General features: G+C 73.3%; 13 protein-coding genes. 4 read left to right on the forward strand and 9 right to left on the reverse strand.

What is annotated here, in order from left to right; translation table 11 throughout:
* Positions 1-9: 9 nt before the first annotated feature.
* The 6 genes from FAF44_RS17670 to FAF44_RS17695 form a co-directional block, all read right to left on the reverse strand.
* A complete protein-coding gene (locus tag FAF44_RS17670) occupies positions 10-888 on the reverse strand; it encodes a sugar phosphate isomerase/epimerase (protein ID WP_237104275.1) in 879 nt (292 codons plus the stop codon).
* Positions 885-1832, reverse strand: coding sequence for an NAD(P)-dependent oxidoreductase (locus FAF44_RS17675; protein WP_237104276.1), 948 nt, complete (start codon positions 1830-1832; stop codon positions 885-887). The genes FAF44_RS17670 and FAF44_RS17675 overlap by 4 nt, the downstream gene beginning before the upstream one ends.
* Positions 1829-3193 (reverse strand): MFS transporter, encoded by a 1365-nt coding sequence (locus FAF44_RS17680; protein ID WP_237104277.1) that lies wholly within the window; start codon positions 3191-3193, stop codon positions 1829-1831. Before FAF44_RS17680 ends, FAF44_RS17675 begins: the two co-directional genes overlap by 4 nt.
* A 62-nt stretch (positions 3194-3255) precedes the next feature.
* Positions 3256-4737 carry an FAD-dependent tricarballylate dehydrogenase TcuA gene (gene tcuA, locus FAF44_RS17685; protein WP_237104278.1) on the reverse strand — a complete coding sequence of 494 codons (1482 nt, stop codon included), beginning with the start codon at positions 4735-4737 and terminating at the stop codon, positions 3256-3258.
* A gap of 23 nt (positions 4738-4760) precedes the next feature.
* Entirely contained in the window at positions 4761-5765 is a 1005-nt protein-coding gene (locus tag FAF44_RS17690; RefSeq protein WP_237104279.1) for a zinc-binding dehydrogenase, read from the reverse strand.
* Positions 5762-7564 (reverse strand): thiamine pyrophosphate-binding protein, encoded by a 1803-nt coding sequence (locus FAF44_RS17695; protein ID WP_237104280.1) that lies wholly within the window; start codon positions 7562-7564, stop codon positions 5762-5764. The genes FAF44_RS17690 and FAF44_RS17695 overlap by 4 nt, the downstream gene beginning before the upstream one ends.
* Before the next feature lie 144 nt (positions 7565-7708).
* Between FAF44_RS17695 and FAF44_RS17700 the strand changes: the two genes are divergently transcribed.
* Both FAF44_RS17700 and FAF44_RS17705 read left to right on the forward strand, forming a co-directional pair.
* Positions 7709-9145 (forward strand): aldehyde dehydrogenase family protein, encoded by a 1437-nt coding sequence (locus tag FAF44_RS17700; RefSeq protein ID WP_237104281.1) that lies wholly within the window; start codon positions 7709-7711, stop codon positions 9143-9145.
* Positions 9146-9156: 11 nt separating this feature from the next.
* The gene (locus tag FAF44_RS17705) at positions 9157-10731 is read left to right on the forward strand and encodes an FAD-dependent oxidoreductase (protein ID WP_237104282.1); all 1575 of its coding nucleotides are present in this window, start codon (positions 9157-9159) and stop codon (positions 10729-10731) included.
* 203 nt (positions 10732-10934) lie between these two features.
* Here the strand turns inward: FAF44_RS17705 and FAF44_RS17710 are convergent, their stop codons facing one another.
* The gene (locus tag FAF44_RS17710; protein ID WP_237104283.1) at positions 10935-11828 is read right to left on the reverse strand and encodes an IclR family transcriptional regulator; all 894 of its coding nucleotides are present in this window, start codon (positions 11826-11828) and stop codon (positions 10935-10937) included.
* Positions 11829-11902: 74 nt separating this feature from the next.
* The gene (locus FAF44_RS17715; protein WP_237104284.1) at positions 11903-12847 is read right to left on the reverse strand and encodes an aldo/keto reductase; all 945 of its coding nucleotides are present in this window, start codon (positions 12845-12847) and stop codon (positions 11903-11905) included.
* Between the two features lie 40 nt (positions 12848-12887).
* On the opposite strand from FAF44_RS17715, the gene FAF44_RS17720 reads away from it, so the two are divergent.
* Positions 12888-14150 (forward strand): 2,4-dienoyl-CoA reductase, encoded by a 1263-nt coding sequence (locus FAF44_RS17720; RefSeq protein ID WP_237104285.1) that lies wholly within the window; start codon positions 12888-12890, stop codon positions 14148-14150.
* Positions 14151-14177: 27 nt separating this feature from the next.
* Here the strand turns inward: FAF44_RS17720 and FAF44_RS17725 are convergent, their stop codons facing one another.
* Entirely contained in the window at positions 14178-15320 is a 1143-nt protein-coding gene (locus FAF44_RS17725; RefSeq protein WP_237104286.1) for a mandelate racemase/muconate lactonizing enzyme family protein, read from the reverse strand.
* A 164-nt stretch (positions 15321-15484) separates the two neighbouring features.
* Here FAF44_RS17725 and FAF44_RS17730 point away from each other — a divergent pair.
* On the forward strand, positions 15485-16432 hold a 948-nt coding region (locus FAF44_RS17730), incomplete at its 3' end, for a LacI family DNA-binding transcriptional regulator (protein WP_237104287.1).

A 16432-nucleotide genomic window follows, 5' to 3' on the forward strand; every position in this document is an offset into this window, starting at 1 on the left:
TCGGAGGGCTCAGGCCCGCGACGGGGACGTCCCGGCCGGTCGCCACGGCACCGTGCCGGTCCGTTCCCGGCTCCAGCCCAGCGCCTCGAAGGCGGCCAGGTCGTCGTGCAGGCGGGGCAGCGGCGGTTCGAGGTCGATGAGCTCGTAGACGGTGACGCCGTCGAAGCCGATGGAGCGCAGGGCTTCGGCGTAGCGGGCGAAGTCGACCTCGCCGCGTCCCGGTGAGGTGTGGGCCCACCGGCCGCGCCAGGTGTCGCTCATGTGGGCGATCCGGATCCGGTGCCCGGCCGTGCGGACGCCGTCCAGCGGGTCCTCCTGGTTGATGGTGTTGGCGACGTCGTAGGCGATGCCGAGGTTCGGGGCGGCGATCTCGTCCACGACGTCCGAGAGCTGGCGGGCGTCGCCGAGGTAGCCGTACGGGCTGGTCTCCAGGGCGATCGTCACCCCCAGCTTCTCGGCCCGGTCCAGCAGGACGCGCAGCGCCTGGTCGAGCCACCAGCGGCAGGCGTCGGCGGGCGCGGGGGACAGCGCGTGCCGGCGGCCCGGGATCAGGATGACGATCGGGGCCTCGAGGTCGTGGGCGAGCTCGATCTCGCCGAGGACGGCGTCGAGGCTGACCCGCCGGAAGTCGTTGCTCGGGCTGATCAGGTTGATGTCCAGGAAGCCGGGGTTGACGGAGGTGACGCTCAGCCCGAGGGCGGCGAGCTCGCGGCGCAACTCGTGGCGTTCGTACGCGCCGAAGCCGCTCGCCTGCAGATGGGGCGCCGCCGTGGTGATCTCGATCTGCCGGAACCCGGTCGCGGCCAGGCCGCGCAGCGCGTCGTGGAACGGGGCCTGGTGCAGCCAGCTATAGGTGGTGCCGCCGAGGGCGAGAGCGGATGAGGTCACGGGTTGCTTCCTTGCGTGAGCGGGTGGCGGGCTTCGAGGTCGGCCAGGATGCGGGCGAGCCCCTCGGACAGCGGGACGCGGGGGGTGTAACCGAGCGCACGGGCCCGCGTGATGTCGAGCGCGCCCTTGCGGGCCGCGGCGACGCCCGGGGCCATCTCGATCGGCCCGTCGCCGAGGTCCACCCGCCAGTCCGGGCGGAGCTTCGTGATCTCGGCGGCGAGTTCGCGCATGTCGACGGCGTGGCCGGTGGCGACGTTGTAGGCGCGGTGGCCGAGCCGCTCCGCCTGCGCCACGAGGAGGATGCCGTCGATGGCGTCGTCCACGTAGGTGAAGTCGATGCGCTGGTCGCCGCCCTGGGCGAGCCGGCTCGCGCGGCCGGCCGCGGCGTCCTGGAGCCAGGGGTGGGGCAGCCGCCGGCGGGGGAAGCCCGGCCCGTACACCCAGCACAGCCGGACGGCGGCGTAGGGCAGCCCGTGCTGGTCGGCGTAGTACGCGCCGAGCCGCTCGACCGCGTACTTCGTGATGCCGTAGGGGGAGACGGGCAGGGCCGGGTCGTCCTCCCCGATCGGATCCCCGGCGAAGTGGCCGTAGGTCTCCTCGGAGGAGAGATCGACGACGCGGCGCACCCCGCCGACGCGGCAGACCGCCTCGAACAGGGCGACCGCGCCGTCCACGTTGACGTGCACGGCGGTGGGCAGGCCGGCCACGCTGGCGGTGACGCCGACGACCGCCGCGGCGTGCACCACCTCCGTCACCCCGTACGTCCGCAGCACGTGTTCGAGCCGGGCGCCGTCGGTGATGTCGCCGACGACCTCCGTCACGGACGGCGGCAGCGATCCCCGGGTGAGCCGGTCGAAGCTGACCACCCGCTCGCCGAGACCGGCGAGCCTGCGCACGAGCGGGTGGCCGAGGAATCCCGCGCCGCCGGTGACGAGCACGGTCACCGGGCCTGCCCTCCCACCTCGGCGGAGGGGGCCGTGCGCCGGCTGTAGTCCACGGCCAGGTCCCGGCCGGAGGTCTCGGCCATGGCCAGGATCGCGATCAGGCTGAGCACACCGGCCGCGACGATGTACAGCGACACCAGCCACGACCCGCCGCCGGCGGCGATCACCAGGGAGGACGCGATGAGCGGCGCGGGGCCGCCACCGACGATGTTGGAGACGTTGAGGCCGAGGCCGGCGCCCGTCGTCCGGTACCGGGTCGGGAACAGCTCCGAGTTGATCGCCGCGCTCAGCCCCCAGGTGGCGGCGTGCCCGACGGCCAGGGCCAGCACCACGCCGATCCCGGTCAGCACGATCGAGCCGCTGGAGACCAGGGCGAACAGCGGGAAGGCGAGCAGGGTGAGGAACACGACCCCGAAGAGGTAGACCTTCTTGCGGCCGATCCGGTCGGACAGCCGGCCGAACAGCGGGATGGTGAACAGCTCGATGGCCGCGGCGATCATCACGCAGGTCAGGATGGCTCCGCGTGGATAGTCCATCGTCGTCGTCGCGTAGCTGACCAGGAAGGTCGCGGCCATGTAGAACCCGATGTCGGGCACGAAGCGGATGCCGATGGCGATCAGCACCTGCCGCCACGAGTACCGGAACACCTCGACGACCGGGATGCGGGTGGACATCTCGCCGGCCGCGGTGGCCCGCCTGAACTCGGGGGACTCCATGATCCGGACCCGGATGTACAGGCCGATCCCGACCAGGAGCGCGCTGGCGAGGAACGGGATCCGCCAGCCCCAGCTCTGGACGAACTCGTCCGACCCGAGGCCGACCAGGGCGAACGCGCCGCTGGACATGAGCAGCCCGAGCGGGGAGCCGAGCTGCACGAAGGAGGCGAGGAACCCGCGGTTGCCCCGCCCGGCGTACTCGGAGGCGAGCACCGTGGCGCCGCCCCACTCGCCGCCGAGGGCCAGCCCCTGGACCAGCCGCAGCACCACCAGCAGGATCGGCGCGAGGACGCCCGCGGTGGAGTAGGTCGGCAGCAGGCCGATGGCGAACGTGGCCACGCCCATCAGCACGAGCGAGAAGACCAGGGCCTTCTTGCGCCCGACCCGGTCACCGATGTGCCCGAGGACGATCGCCCCGATCGGCCGGACCACGAAGCCCACGGCGAAGGTCGCGAACGCCGCGAGCGTGCCCAGCGCGGGGGAGAAGGTCGGGAAGAACAGTTCGTTGAGGACGAGCGCCGCCGCCGTGCCGTACACGAAGAAGTCGTAGTACTCCACGGCGGTGCCGATGACGCCGGAGCTGACGGCGGTGCGGACGTCTTTGGGGTCGGGTGCTGTCTCGGTCGGAGTTGGATCGGTGGTCATGATGGTCTCCGGTTCACAGGGGGGTCGAAGAGCCGGCGGTTCCGGTGAGCCGCCGGGGATGGTCAGGCCACGGAGCCGGCCCGCCGGCCGAACACCATTCCGGCGGTCAGGCCCGTGCCGCCGGGGTAATTGCCGCTGAACAGGCCGCCCAGGGCCTCGCCCGCCGCGAACAGCCCGGGGACGGCGGTGCCGTCCTCGCGCAGCACGCGCCCGTGGTCGTCACCCTTCAGACCGCCGAAGGTGAAGGTGATGCCGCAGGTCACCGGGTAGGCGTAGAAGGGCGGGGCGTCGATCCGCGCGGCCCAGTTGCTCTTCGGCGGCGTCGTGCGGGCGCGCCGGCCGTCCTTGACGGTGGGGTCGAACGGGTGCTCCGTCTCGATCGACGCGTTGAACTCCTTGACCGTGGCGCCGAGCGCCGCGGCGTCGATGCCGAGGCCGCCGGCGAGTTCCTCGATGCTGCCGGCCGCCACGACGCTGATGCCCGGCATGTCGTACTCCTCGGTGCGGAGCAGCGGCCGGAGCCTGGCGTCGTAGATCTGGTAGGCGATCGAGCCGGGCTGGCGCAGGATCTCCCGGCCGTACTTGGCGTAGGTGTAGTTGCGGAAGTCGGCGCCCTCGTCGAGGAAGCGCCGGCCTTCGGCGTTCACGACGATGCCGAGCGGATAGCTCTGCCGGGTGAGGCGGTTGGTCAGCTCGCGGTTGCTCTCGTTGTGCTCGGCGAGGGCGTCCCACGCCACGCTGTGGCAGGTCGTCCAGTCGCCGCCGCGGGCGGCCCCGAGTTCGAGCGCGCGCAGCAGCAGCTCGCCGGTGTTGTACGGCGTGCCGCGCACCTTCGCCCGCGCCCAGCCGGCCCCGAGGTGCTCCTCGCGCAGCTCGGGGCTGGCCTCGAACCCGCCGGAGGTCACGATCACCGAGTCGGCCCGCAGTTCGCCGGTGGCGCCGTCGGCGCTCTCGTACCGGACGCCGTGCACGCTCCCGTCGTCGCCGGTGAGGAAGCCCGTCACCCGGTGGCCGTAGCGGACGGCGACGCCCTCGGCCTCGGCGACGCGGGTGTGGTCGGCCACGAGGCCGACGCCGCCGCCGACGTTGCCGACGTGCAGGCCGCCCCAGAACAGGAAGCCGCCGTCCTCGCGCTCGTACGCCTGGCGCTCGTACATGAGCCGGTACCGGACGCCCTTGGCGGCCAGCCAGCGGATCGTGTCCGCGCTGTCGCCGATCAGCAGTTCGGTCATCCGGGCGTCGTTGCGCCCGCCGGTCACCTTGACCAGGTCGGCGGCGAACTCGTCCGCCGAGTAGGCGGGCACCACGGTGCGCGGGTGCCGCTCGTCGGGTTCGACGAAGTCCAGCAGGTCGTCCAGGCCGCCGTGCACGATGCGGGTCGCGCCCGCCGTGTAGTAGCTGTTTCCGCCCGCCAGCTCGCGCGGGGCGCGTTCCAGCAGGACCACCTGGCGTCCGCGTTCGGCGGCCGCGTGGGCCGCGGAGAAACCGGCGTTGCCGCCGCCTACGACGACGACGTCCGCCCGGCCGGGCGATTGTCCGCTCAACGTCTCCACCTTTCGCGTGGGGTTCAGGGATGCAGCAGCACCTTGGTGGCCTGCCGGGACTCGACCAGCTCCAGCGCGCGCCGGTGGTCGGACAGGTGCACGGTGTGCGTGACGATGGATTCCAGCCCGGGGGCGGCCCCGAGCCGGGCGGGCACGGAGGCCCAGGTGGAGACGTCGTAGGCGCGGGAGCCGATGATCGTCTGCTCGTTCCAGGAGAGCTGGGCGGAGGAGAAGCGGGCCTGCTCGGCCGGCAGCCCGACGCAGACCAGCCGCCCGCCGCGGCCGAGCAGCCTGGCCGCGGTGGTCACCGCGGCGGCGCTGCCGGCCGTCTCGAACACCACGTCGAAGCGCCCGTGCAGGTCCTCGACCTCCTCCGGGGTGGTGGCGATCTCGGTCGCGCCCAGCTCCTTCGCCCGCGCCACCTGTGGGGTGTCCTCGGCTCTGCCGACCACGGTGACCCGCCTGCCGGTGAGGGCTCCGAGGGTGAGCAGGCCGATGGTCCCGGGGCCGATGACGCAGACGTCGTCGGCGGGGTCGAGGCGGGCGGCGTCCACGGCGTGCGCCGCGACGGCGAAGGGCTCGGCCAGGACGGCCAGCCGGTCGGGCAGCTCCGGGGGCAGGATCGCGAGGTTGCGCTCCGGCACGGCGAAGCGCTCGGCGAACACCCCGTCCACGTCGAGCCCGAGGACCTTGCGGCTCTCGCACAGCATGGACCGGCCCCGGCGGCACCAGACGCAGGCGCCGCACGTGAGGTGCGCGCTGCCGACGACGCGGCTGCCGACGGGGACGGCGGTGCCGGGGCCGGCTTCCACCACGCGGCCGGTGTACTCGTGGCCGAGCACGAGGGGGAAGCTCGGGGCGTACCCGCTGCCGGGGCCGTAGTCGCCGTGGATCATGCCGAGGTCGGTGTGGCACAGACCGGCGCCCACCAGTTCGAGGAGCACCTCCCCCTCGGCCGGCCGGGGCTCGGGGACGTCGGCCCACTCCAGCCCGCCCGGACCGGGGGCGGTTTTGAGCAGCGCCTTCATCGCGTTCCCTCCTGGGCCGGCGGCCAGCCGAAGGACGGCTCGGGGTGGGGGAGCGGCGGCAGCTCCCAGGTGGCCGCGGCCGGCAGGCCGACCGCGTCGTCCACGCGGACGTCCACCACGACGGGACGGCGCATGTCGATCGCCGTCTTGAACGCCGACCCGAGGTCGGACGCGTCGGTGACGGTGAGGCCCGCGCCGCCCATCGAGCGGGCGAGCGCGGCGAAGTCCGCCGAGTACGGCGTGCGGCTGGCGACGTGCTCGAAGCTCGTGGCGAGCTGCCGGTCCGCGCCGAAGTAGAGCTTCTGCTGGTCGCGGATGGAGATGTAGCCGCCGTTGTTCCAGACGACCCAGACGGCGGGGATGTCGTACTCGACGGCGGTCGCCACGGCGCCGGGGAACATCAGGAACCCGCCGTCGCCGACGACCGCGACGGAGGTCCGGTCCGGAGCGGCGAGGTGCGCGCCGAGCACGCCGCCGACGCCGAAGCCCATCGAGGCGTAACCCCAGCTCTGCAGCAGGGTCCGGGGCGCGTCGGTGCGCCAGTTCTGCACGATCCAGTTGTGGTGCACGCCCACGTCGCTGAGCAGGATGCCGTCCGCGGGCAGCGCGCCGCGCAGTTCGGCGAGCACCCGCTCGGGACGGATGGGGGAGGCGTCGGAGCGGTCGTGCGGCTCGGTGTGCGCGGCCCACTCCGCCGCCACCCGGCCGAGTTCGTCCAGCCAGCGGCGGCGTCCCTCGGTGACCGCGTCGTCCGGCGGGAAGCCGGGCAGGCGCTCGCCCAACTGGGCGAGGACCTCGCGCGGCGAGGCGCAGATGCCCAGCTCGGCCGGGAAGTTGCGGCCCAGCTCCTGCGCGTCCACGTGGACGTGGACGAGCTTGGCGGGCGGGAAGGAGTAGGTGTAGCCCGGCAGCCACGAACTGGTCGACCGGTCGTCGAAGCGGGTGCCGAACGCGAGCACCAGGTCGGCGTTCCTGGTCGCGTGGTTGGCCTGGTAGGTGCCGTTGCGGCCGGTCGCGCCCAGGGCCAGCGGGTCGCTGCTCGGGAAGCCCGACTTGCCCAGCGGCGAGGTCGCGACCGGGAAGCCGTTGGCCCTGGCGAAGGCCAGCAGCTCCGCCTCGGCCTGCGCGCCCTCGACCCCGGACCCGGCCACGATCACGACGCGCGCGGCGTCGCGGATGAGCGCGCAGGCCGCGTCGAGTTCGGCGCGCCCGGCGCCAGGGGCGCAGACCCGGCCGGTGCCCCAGGCCGCGGGGTCGGGGACCGGCTCGTCCGTGCGGTCGACGAACACGTCCAGCGGGACGTCCAGGTGGACCGGTCCGGGGCGTCCGCCGCGCATCTGCGCGAACGCCTGCCGCAGCATGAGCGGGAGCTGCTCGGCGCGGGTGGCCTGGTAGCTGCGCTTCACGTACGGCCGGAGCACGCTGGGGAAGTCGGCCTGGAAGTGCCGGCCCGTCTCCTGGAACGGTCCGCGGTTGAACTGGCTCGTCGCCACGTTGCCGGTGATCGCCAGGAAGGCGGAGTCGTCCATCAGCGCGGAGCCGAGGGCGATGGGCAGGTTGGCCGACCCGGGACCACACGAGGTGAAGGTCGCCAGCGGCTGGTGCCTGATCCGGTAGTAGGCGTCCGCGATGAACCCCGCCAGCGACTCGTGGTGGACCGAGATCGTCGCGATGTCGTCCTGCCGTTCCACGAGCGCGTCCAGCAGACCGAGGTCCCCGTGGCCGCAGAGACCGACGGCGTAGGGCACGTTCTCGCGGATCAGGTATTCGGTGATGATCTGTGCGCCGGTGAGGCTCACAGGGCGACCTCCATTATTGATTCCGCTGGTAGGAGCACAGCGATCTCTGTTGCGTTGCATCACACACAACGCCTTGCATGATGTGAGATCGTAGGTAGTGTCTGACTCGCACGTCAACGGGTCGTGCAGGTGAAGGAGACCTGAATGAGTACAGCGGCACGCGAGAGCGGCCTCTACATCGACGGTGAGTGGCGGGATGCGGCCCGCCGGATCGACGTTCTGGACAAGTACTCCGGCGACGTGCTCGCCGACGTCGCCGAGGCCACCCCGGCCGACGCCGAGGACGCGATCGCCGGCGCGTACCGCGTCTCGGAGCACCCGCTGGACGAGGGCGAGCGCGCCCGCATCCTGCTCCGGGTCGCCGACCTGATGGAGGAACGGGCGGATCGGCTCGTCGACGACTACGTGGGCGAGACCGGCTTCCTGGAGGCCGACGCGCGGGGCGAACTGCGGCGGGCCGTGGGCATCTACCGGCTGAGCGCCGAGGAGGCGCTGCGCGTCGCGGGCGAGCAGGTCCCGCTCGCCGCGACCCCCGGGAGCGCGAACCGCCTGGCCTTCACCACGCGCGTGCCCGTCGGCGTGGTCGTCGCGATCTCACCGTTCAACGCCCCCCTGTCCACGGTCGCGCACAAGGTCGGCCCGGCCATCGCGGCGGGCAACGCGGTCGTGCTCAAGCCCGCCGAGAAGACGCCGCTGAGCGCGATCAACGTCGTACGGGCCTTCATCGACGCCGGACTGCCGCCCGGCCTGCTGCAACTGGTGTGCGCGCCGGGCGACGTGATCGGCCCCGCGCTGCTCGGCGACGACCGCGTGCGCTTCTACACCTTCACCGGCTCGACCGCGGTCGGGCGCCTCATCTCGGCCGGCGCCGGCCTGGCCAGGACCCATCTCGAACTGGGCTCCAACAGCGTCTCGATCGTCGACCGCGACGCCCGGCTCGACGACGTGGTGCGGCTGGTGGCCACGGCGGGCTTCCGCAAGGCCGGCCAGGTGTGCACCAGCGTGCAGCGGATCCTGGTCGAGCAGACCCGGTTCGACGAGCTGACCGCCGCACTGGCCGACCGGGTCGCCGGGCTCAAGGCCGGAGACCCGCGCGCGGCGGGCACCGACGTGGGCCCGCTCATCTCCGAGGCCGCCTCCCGGCGCGCCGCGACCTGGGTCGAGACGGCCGGCCGGGCCGCGCGGCTGCGGGTCGGAGGCGAACGCTCCGGCAGCGTGCTCACCCCGGCGCTGCTGGCCGGGCCGCCCGAGGAGAGCCAGGTGCTGACCGAGGAGATCTTCGCGCCGGTCGTCTCCGTCGTCCCGGTGCGCGACCTCGACGACGCGATCGCCCGGGTCAACGCGGGCCCGTACGGGTTGCAGGCCGGCGTCTTCACCCAGGACCTCGACCGCGCCTTCCACGCCGCCCGCACCCTGCGCGTCGGCGGCGTCATGATCAACGACACCTCCAGCTACCACGCCGACGCCATGCCGTACGGCGGGGTCAAGGACAGCGGGCACGGCGTCGAGGGGCCCCGGTACGCGGTCCACGACATGACCGATCCGCGGATCGTCGTGCTGAACCTGCGCCGGCCGGAATGAGAGGCGAATCCATGAGCGAGACGTACGACGTCGTCGTGGCCGGGAGCGGCGCGGCGGGCCTCACGGCCGCCCTGGCCGCGGCCGTGAACGGCGCGCGCACCCTGGTGATCGAGTCGGCGAGCGAGATCGGCGGCACCAGCGCGCTGTCGGGCGGACGGGTGTGGCTGCCCGCCAACGGCACGCCCGAGAACGCGGGCGACTCCGACGAACTGGCGAACCGCTACCTCGACCAGATCTTCGACACCCGCTACGAGGCGATGATCCGCACCTTCGTGCGGGAGGCCCGCGTGATGGCCGCCTTCGTGGAGAAGCACTCCCCGCACCGGTTCGTCGTCTGCCCGAACTACCCCGACTACCACCAGGACCACGCCGGGGCGACCCGCGGCGGGCGCTGCTTCGACGTGGCCCCGGTCGACCTCGGCGAACTCGTCCCCCAGGCGCGCTCGATCCGGCAGCCGCCGGGCTACAGCCCGATCACCCACGCCGAGTGGGAGAAGTGGCGCTACCCGGCCGAGATCGACCACGACCTGCTCGCCGACCGGATGGCCCGGGGGATCCGCACCGGCGGCCTCGGCCTGGTCGCCGCGCTGCTCGACGGGGCCGTCCGGGCCGGCGTCACGGTCCGGACGGGCACCGCGCTGACCGGCGTGCGCACCGGCGACGCCGGCGTCACCGGCGTGCGGGTGCGCACCGGCGACGGCGAGCGGACCATCCAGGCGTCCGCGGTCGTGCTGGCCACCGGCGCGTTCGACGCGACGGACGAGTTGCGCCACCGGCTGCTGCCGGCCGGGCTCGGCGTGTCCGCCTCCGCGCCCAGCGACACCGGGATCGCCCTCACCGTCGCCGACGACCTCGGCCTGCCCGTCGACAACCTGCCCGAAGGCTGGTGGATGCCGATGGCGCGGCCCGAGGGCGACGTCGTGGACGGCGTGCCGTACCCGCGCGGGCTGGTGCGCGAGCGCGGGGTGCCCCGGCAGATCGTGGTCAACCGGCAGGGCCGGCGCTTCGTGGACGAGGCGGTGCCGTACAACGAGTTCGGCAAGGCCATGCACCGGCTCGAACCCGGCGACGAGGCCCACCTGATCTTCGACGAGGGTTTCCGCGCGCGCTACCCGCTGCCCGGCCTGACGCCGGACGGCCCGCTGCCGGCCCACATCGTCGCCGGTGAGGACCTGGCCACGCTCGCCGGCCGCATCGGCGTGGACCCGGACGGGCTCGCCGCGACCGTCGAGCGCTGGAACGGCTTCTGCGCCGAGGGCGTGGACCACGACTTCCGGCGTGGCGGCGACGCCTACGACGCCTACTACGGCGACCCCGGGCAGGCGGGCAACCGCTGCCTCGGCCCGATCGACCGGGCGCCGTACTACGCGATGCGCGTGTACTCCGGGGTGATCGGGTCGAAGGGCGGGCCCGTCACCGACACCGCCGGGCACGCCCTCACCCGCGACGGCTCACCCCTGCCCGGCCTGTACGCGGTCGGCAACGCCGCGGCCTTCTGGACCGGCGACGGCTACCCGGGGCCCGGGGCGACCCTCGCCGTGGGCATGACCTTCGCCTACCTCGCGGGCCTGGACGCCGCCCGCTGAACGACCAAGGCCCGGGGGCGACGAACCCCGGGCCTTACGTTCAGGGTGGCCGGCCGCTTCGGGCCGGTTCGTCCGGGGTGGCCGGCCGCTTCGGGCCGGTTCGTTCGGGGTGGCCGGCCGCTTCGGGCCGGTTCGTCCGGGGTGGCCGGCCGCTTCGGGCCAGCTCAGGTGCCGGGGTGATCGGCTGCCTCGGGCCTGATCGTTCAGGCGCCGGAGTGGCCGGCCGCTCCCGGCCGGTCGATCCAGTCGGGGGCCGGTGGCTCGTCCGCAGGCGCCGACGGCCAGCCCGGCGGCACGGTGAGCACGCCGCGCGCCATGCTCGCCCGCCACGCGTACCAGCGGACCAGCCGGGCCAGCACCGCCATGCGGTCGCGGGTCAGCCGCTGGGTGGGGCCGGAGATGCTGATGCTGGCGTCCACGACCCCTTCGGGCGAGAAGATCGGCGCGGCCACGCAGCGCAGCCCCGCCTCCAGCTCCTCGTTGTCGAGGCTGTAGCCGGTGCGGCGGATGCGCGCCAGTTCGGTGTGCAGCCGCTCGACCGTGCCGACGGTGTGCACGGTCCGGACCGGCAGCTCCGTGTCGGGGTAGCGCTTGCCGATCTCGGCGTCGGGCAGGCCCGCCAGCAGCGCCTTGCCCATCGAGCTGCAGTGCGCCGGCGACAGCTTGCCGGCCCACGAGTGCATGCGCACGGTGTGCCAGCCGTCGACCACCTGCACGGTCTTGGCCACGGTGCCGTCGAGCACGGCCAGGTGCCCGGTCTCGCCGGTGCGCTCGACCAGCTCGCGCAGGAACGGCGCGACCACCGAGGCGAGATCCTGCCGGGCGGCCAGCAGCGAGCCGAGCACGGCCAGCCGCGGCCCGAGCGTGTAGTTGCCGGCCGAGGCCGCCACGAGGTAGCCGGCCGAGGCCAGGGTCGCCGCCAGCCGGGACGCGCTGGACTTGTGGATGCCGAGTTCGAGGGCGATGTCGGTGATGCCGACCACCCGCCGCTCGACGCTGAACATGTCGAGGATGCCCAGGCCGCGACGGAGCGCGACGATCACGCTCTGCCCGGATTGCCGGTCTCCTCCGGCGGCTGGTGGGGTCCCATCGCCCATGGCCCGATCCTAGTCGGCCGCGATCGCGCTCTGGCACGCCGGTGCGGCGGTTCGCGGTCGTCCGTCGGGTCGGGTCATCGGCCCGCCGAGGCGGCGTCGAGCCGCGCGACGTCCTGCTCGCCGAGCCGCACCCGCGCGGCGTCGAGCAGGTCGCGCAACTGGGCGGTGTCACGGGCCGAGGCGATGACGCCGCTGACCGCGGGCCGGACGGCCAGCCACGCCAGGGCGACCGCCGCCGGGGCGGCCCGGTGGCGGGCGGCGACCTCGTCGAGCGCGCCGAGCACCGCGTGGCCGCGCTCGTTCAGGTAGGCCGCCGCGGACCGGGCCCGGGGGCTGTCCACCGTCGCGCCGTCCCGGTATTTGCCGGTGAGGAAGCCGTGGGCCAGCGAGTAGTACGTCATGACGGTCAGGCCGCGCTCGCGCGCCAGGGGGAGGACGTCGTCCTCGATGCCCCGCTCCATGAGGCTGTACTGCTTCTGGATCACGGTCGGGCCGTGCAGCCCCTCGCGCTCCGCCACGTCGAGCCACGCGGTGATCCGGGCCACGCTGAAGTTCGACACGCCGATCTCGGTGATCAGCTTCTCGTCCCGCAGCCGGGAGAAGGCCCGCGCGATCTCCTCGATGGGACGGTCCTCGTCGTCGAAATGGGCGTAGTAGAGGTCGATGGACGAACGGCCGAGCCGGTCGAGGGAGTCGGCGACCGCGGCGCGGATGTTGCCGGCGGCGAGCCCCGGGCGGTGCTTCGACTGGCCCACCTTGCCGGCGATCGACACCGGCGGGCCGTCGCCGCGTCCGGCGAGCCAGGCGCCGATGATCGTCTCCGACTCGCCGCCGGAATTGCCCGGGGCCCATTGTGAGTAGGAGTCGGCGGTGTCGATGAGCGTGCCGCCCGCCGCCACGAAGGCGTCCAGGACCGCGAACGAGGCGTCGCGGTCGGCGGTCCAGCCGAACACGTTGCCGCCGAGCACGATCGGAGCGGGTTCGGCGCCGGTGGCCGGAGTGATCCCCTGCTTTTCCATGTATTGCATACTGCCCAATCGGTTGCTTAGGATGCAACACGTGCAAGGCTCGGACCAGGCTGAAGTGCTGTTCTCCCCATTGTCCCTTCCCGGCGGCGCGGTGCTACGCAACCGGATCGCCAAAGCCTCGATGGAGGAGAACCTCGCGGCGGAGGGCCAGATTCCCGACCATCGCCTGCGCAGGCTCTACCGCATCTGGGGCGCCGGCGGCGCGGGCCTGCTCATCACCGGCAACGTCATGGTGGACGCCCGCGCGATGACCGGTCCGGCCGGGGTCGTCCTCGACGCGCGGGCGCCGCTCGAACCGTTCGCGGCCTGGGCCGCCGCCGCGCGCTCCGGCGGGGCCGCCGCGTGGATGCAGCTCAACCACCCCGGCCGTCAGGTACGTGCCGACCTCGGCGGCGTCGCCTGGTCGCCGTCGGCCGTCCCGATCTCCGGAGCCGGCGGTTTCGCCCGGCCGGTCGCCATGGACGAGGCCGACATCCGGGCCGTGACCGCGATGTTCGCCTCCGGCGCGGCCCGCGCGATCGAGGCCGGCTTCACCGGCGTGCAGATCCACGCCGCGCACGGTTACCTGCTCTCGCAGTTCCTGTCCCCGCTGGCCAACCGGCGTACCGACCGCTGGGGCGGCCCCATCGAGCGGCGGGCCCGGCTGCTGATCGAGGTCGTGCGGGCCGTACGGGCGGCCATGCCCGCCGGCGCCGCGCTCGGCGTCAAGCTCAACACGGCGGACTTCCAGCGCGGCGGCTTCCGGCAGGAGGACGCGCTCCGGGTGGTCGAACTGCTGGCCGAACACCCGGTGGACCTGGTGGAACTGTCGGGCGGCAGCGCCGAACGACCGGCCATGCACGGCGTCCTGGACGGCGCGGACGACCGGACCCGGGCGCGGGAGGCGTACTTCCTCGACCTCGCCCGTGACGTCGTCGCGGCCTCGCCGATCCCGATCATGCTGACCGGCGGCATCAGGACCGCGGCAGGGGCCCGCGAGGTCCTGCGCGCCGGGGTGGCCGTCGTCGGGGTCGCCACCGCCCTCGCGCAGTGCCCCACCCTGCCGCGCGAGTGGTCCCTCGGGCGTCCCGGTCCCGGGCCGCTGCCCGCCTCGGCGGCGTCCGACAAGGCCACGGTCTCCGCCGCGAAGCAGGCCGCGGTCCGCTGGATCCTGCGGCGCACCGCCGCCCGGGGGGCCGCTCCCGAGAGCACCGACCCCGACGCCGCGCTGCGCCTGGACGCGCGCCGCCGCGCCCGGCTGCTGCGGCGCTACCGCGGCTGGCTGGCCGGTCGCACCCCGCCGCGCGACGGGTAGCGCGGGGCGTCCCGGCCGCCGTCGCGCTCACCAGTTGGTGAAGGCGCCGTCCGGGGTGCGCAGGTGCGGACGCTCGGCGGCCACCGCCTGGTAGCGGCGGGCCTCGGCGCGGTCGAGGTCCACGCCGAGCCCCGGCAGGCCGTTGGGCTCGATCCGGCCCGCCCTGATCTCGGGACGCGCGGTGAACAGGGCGTCGATCGCGGGCTCCGGCTGCGCCTGGTGCTCCTGGACGGAGACGTTCGGGCTGGCCAGGTTGAGGTGGAGGGAGGAGGCCGCGGTCACCGGGCCGAGCGGGTTGTGGGTGGCGAGCTTGATGTAGTGGGCCTCGCACATGGCCGCGATCTTCCTGGCCTCCGTGAGACCGGCGGCCACGCCCACGTCCACGCGGGCGTAGTCGATCAGGTCCGGCTCCACGAGGCGCTGGAACTCCCACTTCGAGCCGAACTGCTCCCCGGCCGCCAGCGGCACCGCGGTGCGGGCCCTGAGCATGCGGTACGCGTCCAGGCCCTCGCTGCGCAGCGGATCCTCCACGAAGTACGGCCGGGCGGGCTCGATCTCCCTGCACAGGGTGACGGCCTCGGGCGGGTCCAGCCGCGTGTGCACGTCGAGGATCAGCTCCACGGACTCGCCCACCGCCTCGCGCATCCGGTGGAACAACTCGATCCCCGCGCGCATCGAGGCCCGCTGGTCGAGCACGCCGTCCGGGGTGTGCGGCACGGCGAAGCGCAGGTGGCTCCAGCCTTCGGCGACGAGCGCGCGGGCGCGGTCGAGGAAGGCGTCCACGTCGTGGTAGTCGTCCCCCAGATGGGTGTACGCCTGGACGTGGTCGCGCACCCGCCCCCCGAAGAGGTCGTGGACGGGCACGCCGAGCACCTTGCCGCGGATGTCCCACAGCGCCACGTCCACGGCGGCGATCGCGGCGGACAGGAACCGGTCGGCGGGGAAGAAGCCACGCCGGAACATCACCTGCCACAGGTGCTCGATCCGGGCCGGGTCCGCGCCGATCAGCAGTTCCCCGAGGTGCTCGATGCCGCCGGCCACCGCCTTCTGCCGGGATCTGATGCCGACCTCGCCGATGCCGTGCACCCCTTCGTCGGTGTCGATGACCAGCAGCATCATGCTGTCGCCGTGGTCGGGCAGGGTGAGCAGTTCCCAGCCGGTGATCTTCATCCTGCTCCTTTATGAAAACGATCCCGCAACTCATTCAGCGCTTCATCATGGCAGATCACTGCGGTGGAGGACAGCGCGGATATTTTTCATGGGAGTAACACTCTTGACGCCTTCCGGGAACGTTTGCAAGCATCCTCCGTACCAGACAGACGAGAGGACTCGACGTGGCGGTGACGATCAGGCAGGTGGCGAGTGCGGCGGGCGTGTCCGTTTCGACGGTTTCCCGCGCATTCACCGCACCGGAGCAGGTGCAGCCGCAGACGCTGCGGCGCGTCCGCGAGGTGGCGGCCGAACTCGGCTACTCGCCCAACCCGGCCGCACGATCCCTGCGCGGCGGCCGGACCGGGTCGCTCGGCCTGATCATCCCCGACATCGCCAACCCGTTCTTCCCGCCGATCTTCAAGGCGATGCAGGCCCGCGCCAGGCGGCTGGGCTACACCGTGCTGGCCGCCGACACCGACGAGCGCGAGTACGACGAGCTCGAGACCATCACCGCGGTGTCCAAGCAGGTCGACGGCCTGATCCTGTGGGCCTCCACGCTCCCCGAGGAACGCCTGCGGGAACTCGGCGCCGAGATGCCGACCGTGCTGGTCAACCGGCAGGTCGAGGGCATGTCCGAGCTGCGCGTCTCGCTGTCGGCGGGCATCGCGCAGGCCGCCGAGCACCTCAAGGCGTACGGGCACACGCGCTGCGTCTTCGTCAACGCGGAGCACGGCGAGCACGGCCGCGGCAAGTCCATCAGGGAGGTTTTCGAGGCCCACGACCTGTCCCTGACCGAGCTCGGCCCGTACGAGCCCCGCTTCGAGACCGGGGTGCACGCGGCGACCCTGGTCGCGGCCGCCCAGGCGACGGCGGTGCTGGCGCACAACGACCTCGTCGCGCTCGGGGTGCTGCACCAACTCGCCAAGCTCGGGGTCGGCGTGCCCGGCCAGGTGAGCGTGATCGGCATAGACGACACGTTGCTCGCCGCCACCTCCACCCCGTCGCTCACCACGATCAGGATCTCGGCCGACGAGGTGGCCACCCGTGCCACCGACCTGCTCATCGACACCATCGGCGGCAAAGAGGGCGGGCGCGTCGCCGAGATCGGCTCACGGCTGATCCCCCGCGCC

It is taken from the genome of Nonomuraea sp. MG754425 (assembly GCF_021699195.1).
Lineage (GTDB): Bacteria > Actinomycetota > Actinomycetes > Streptosporangiales > Streptosporangiaceae > Nonomuraea.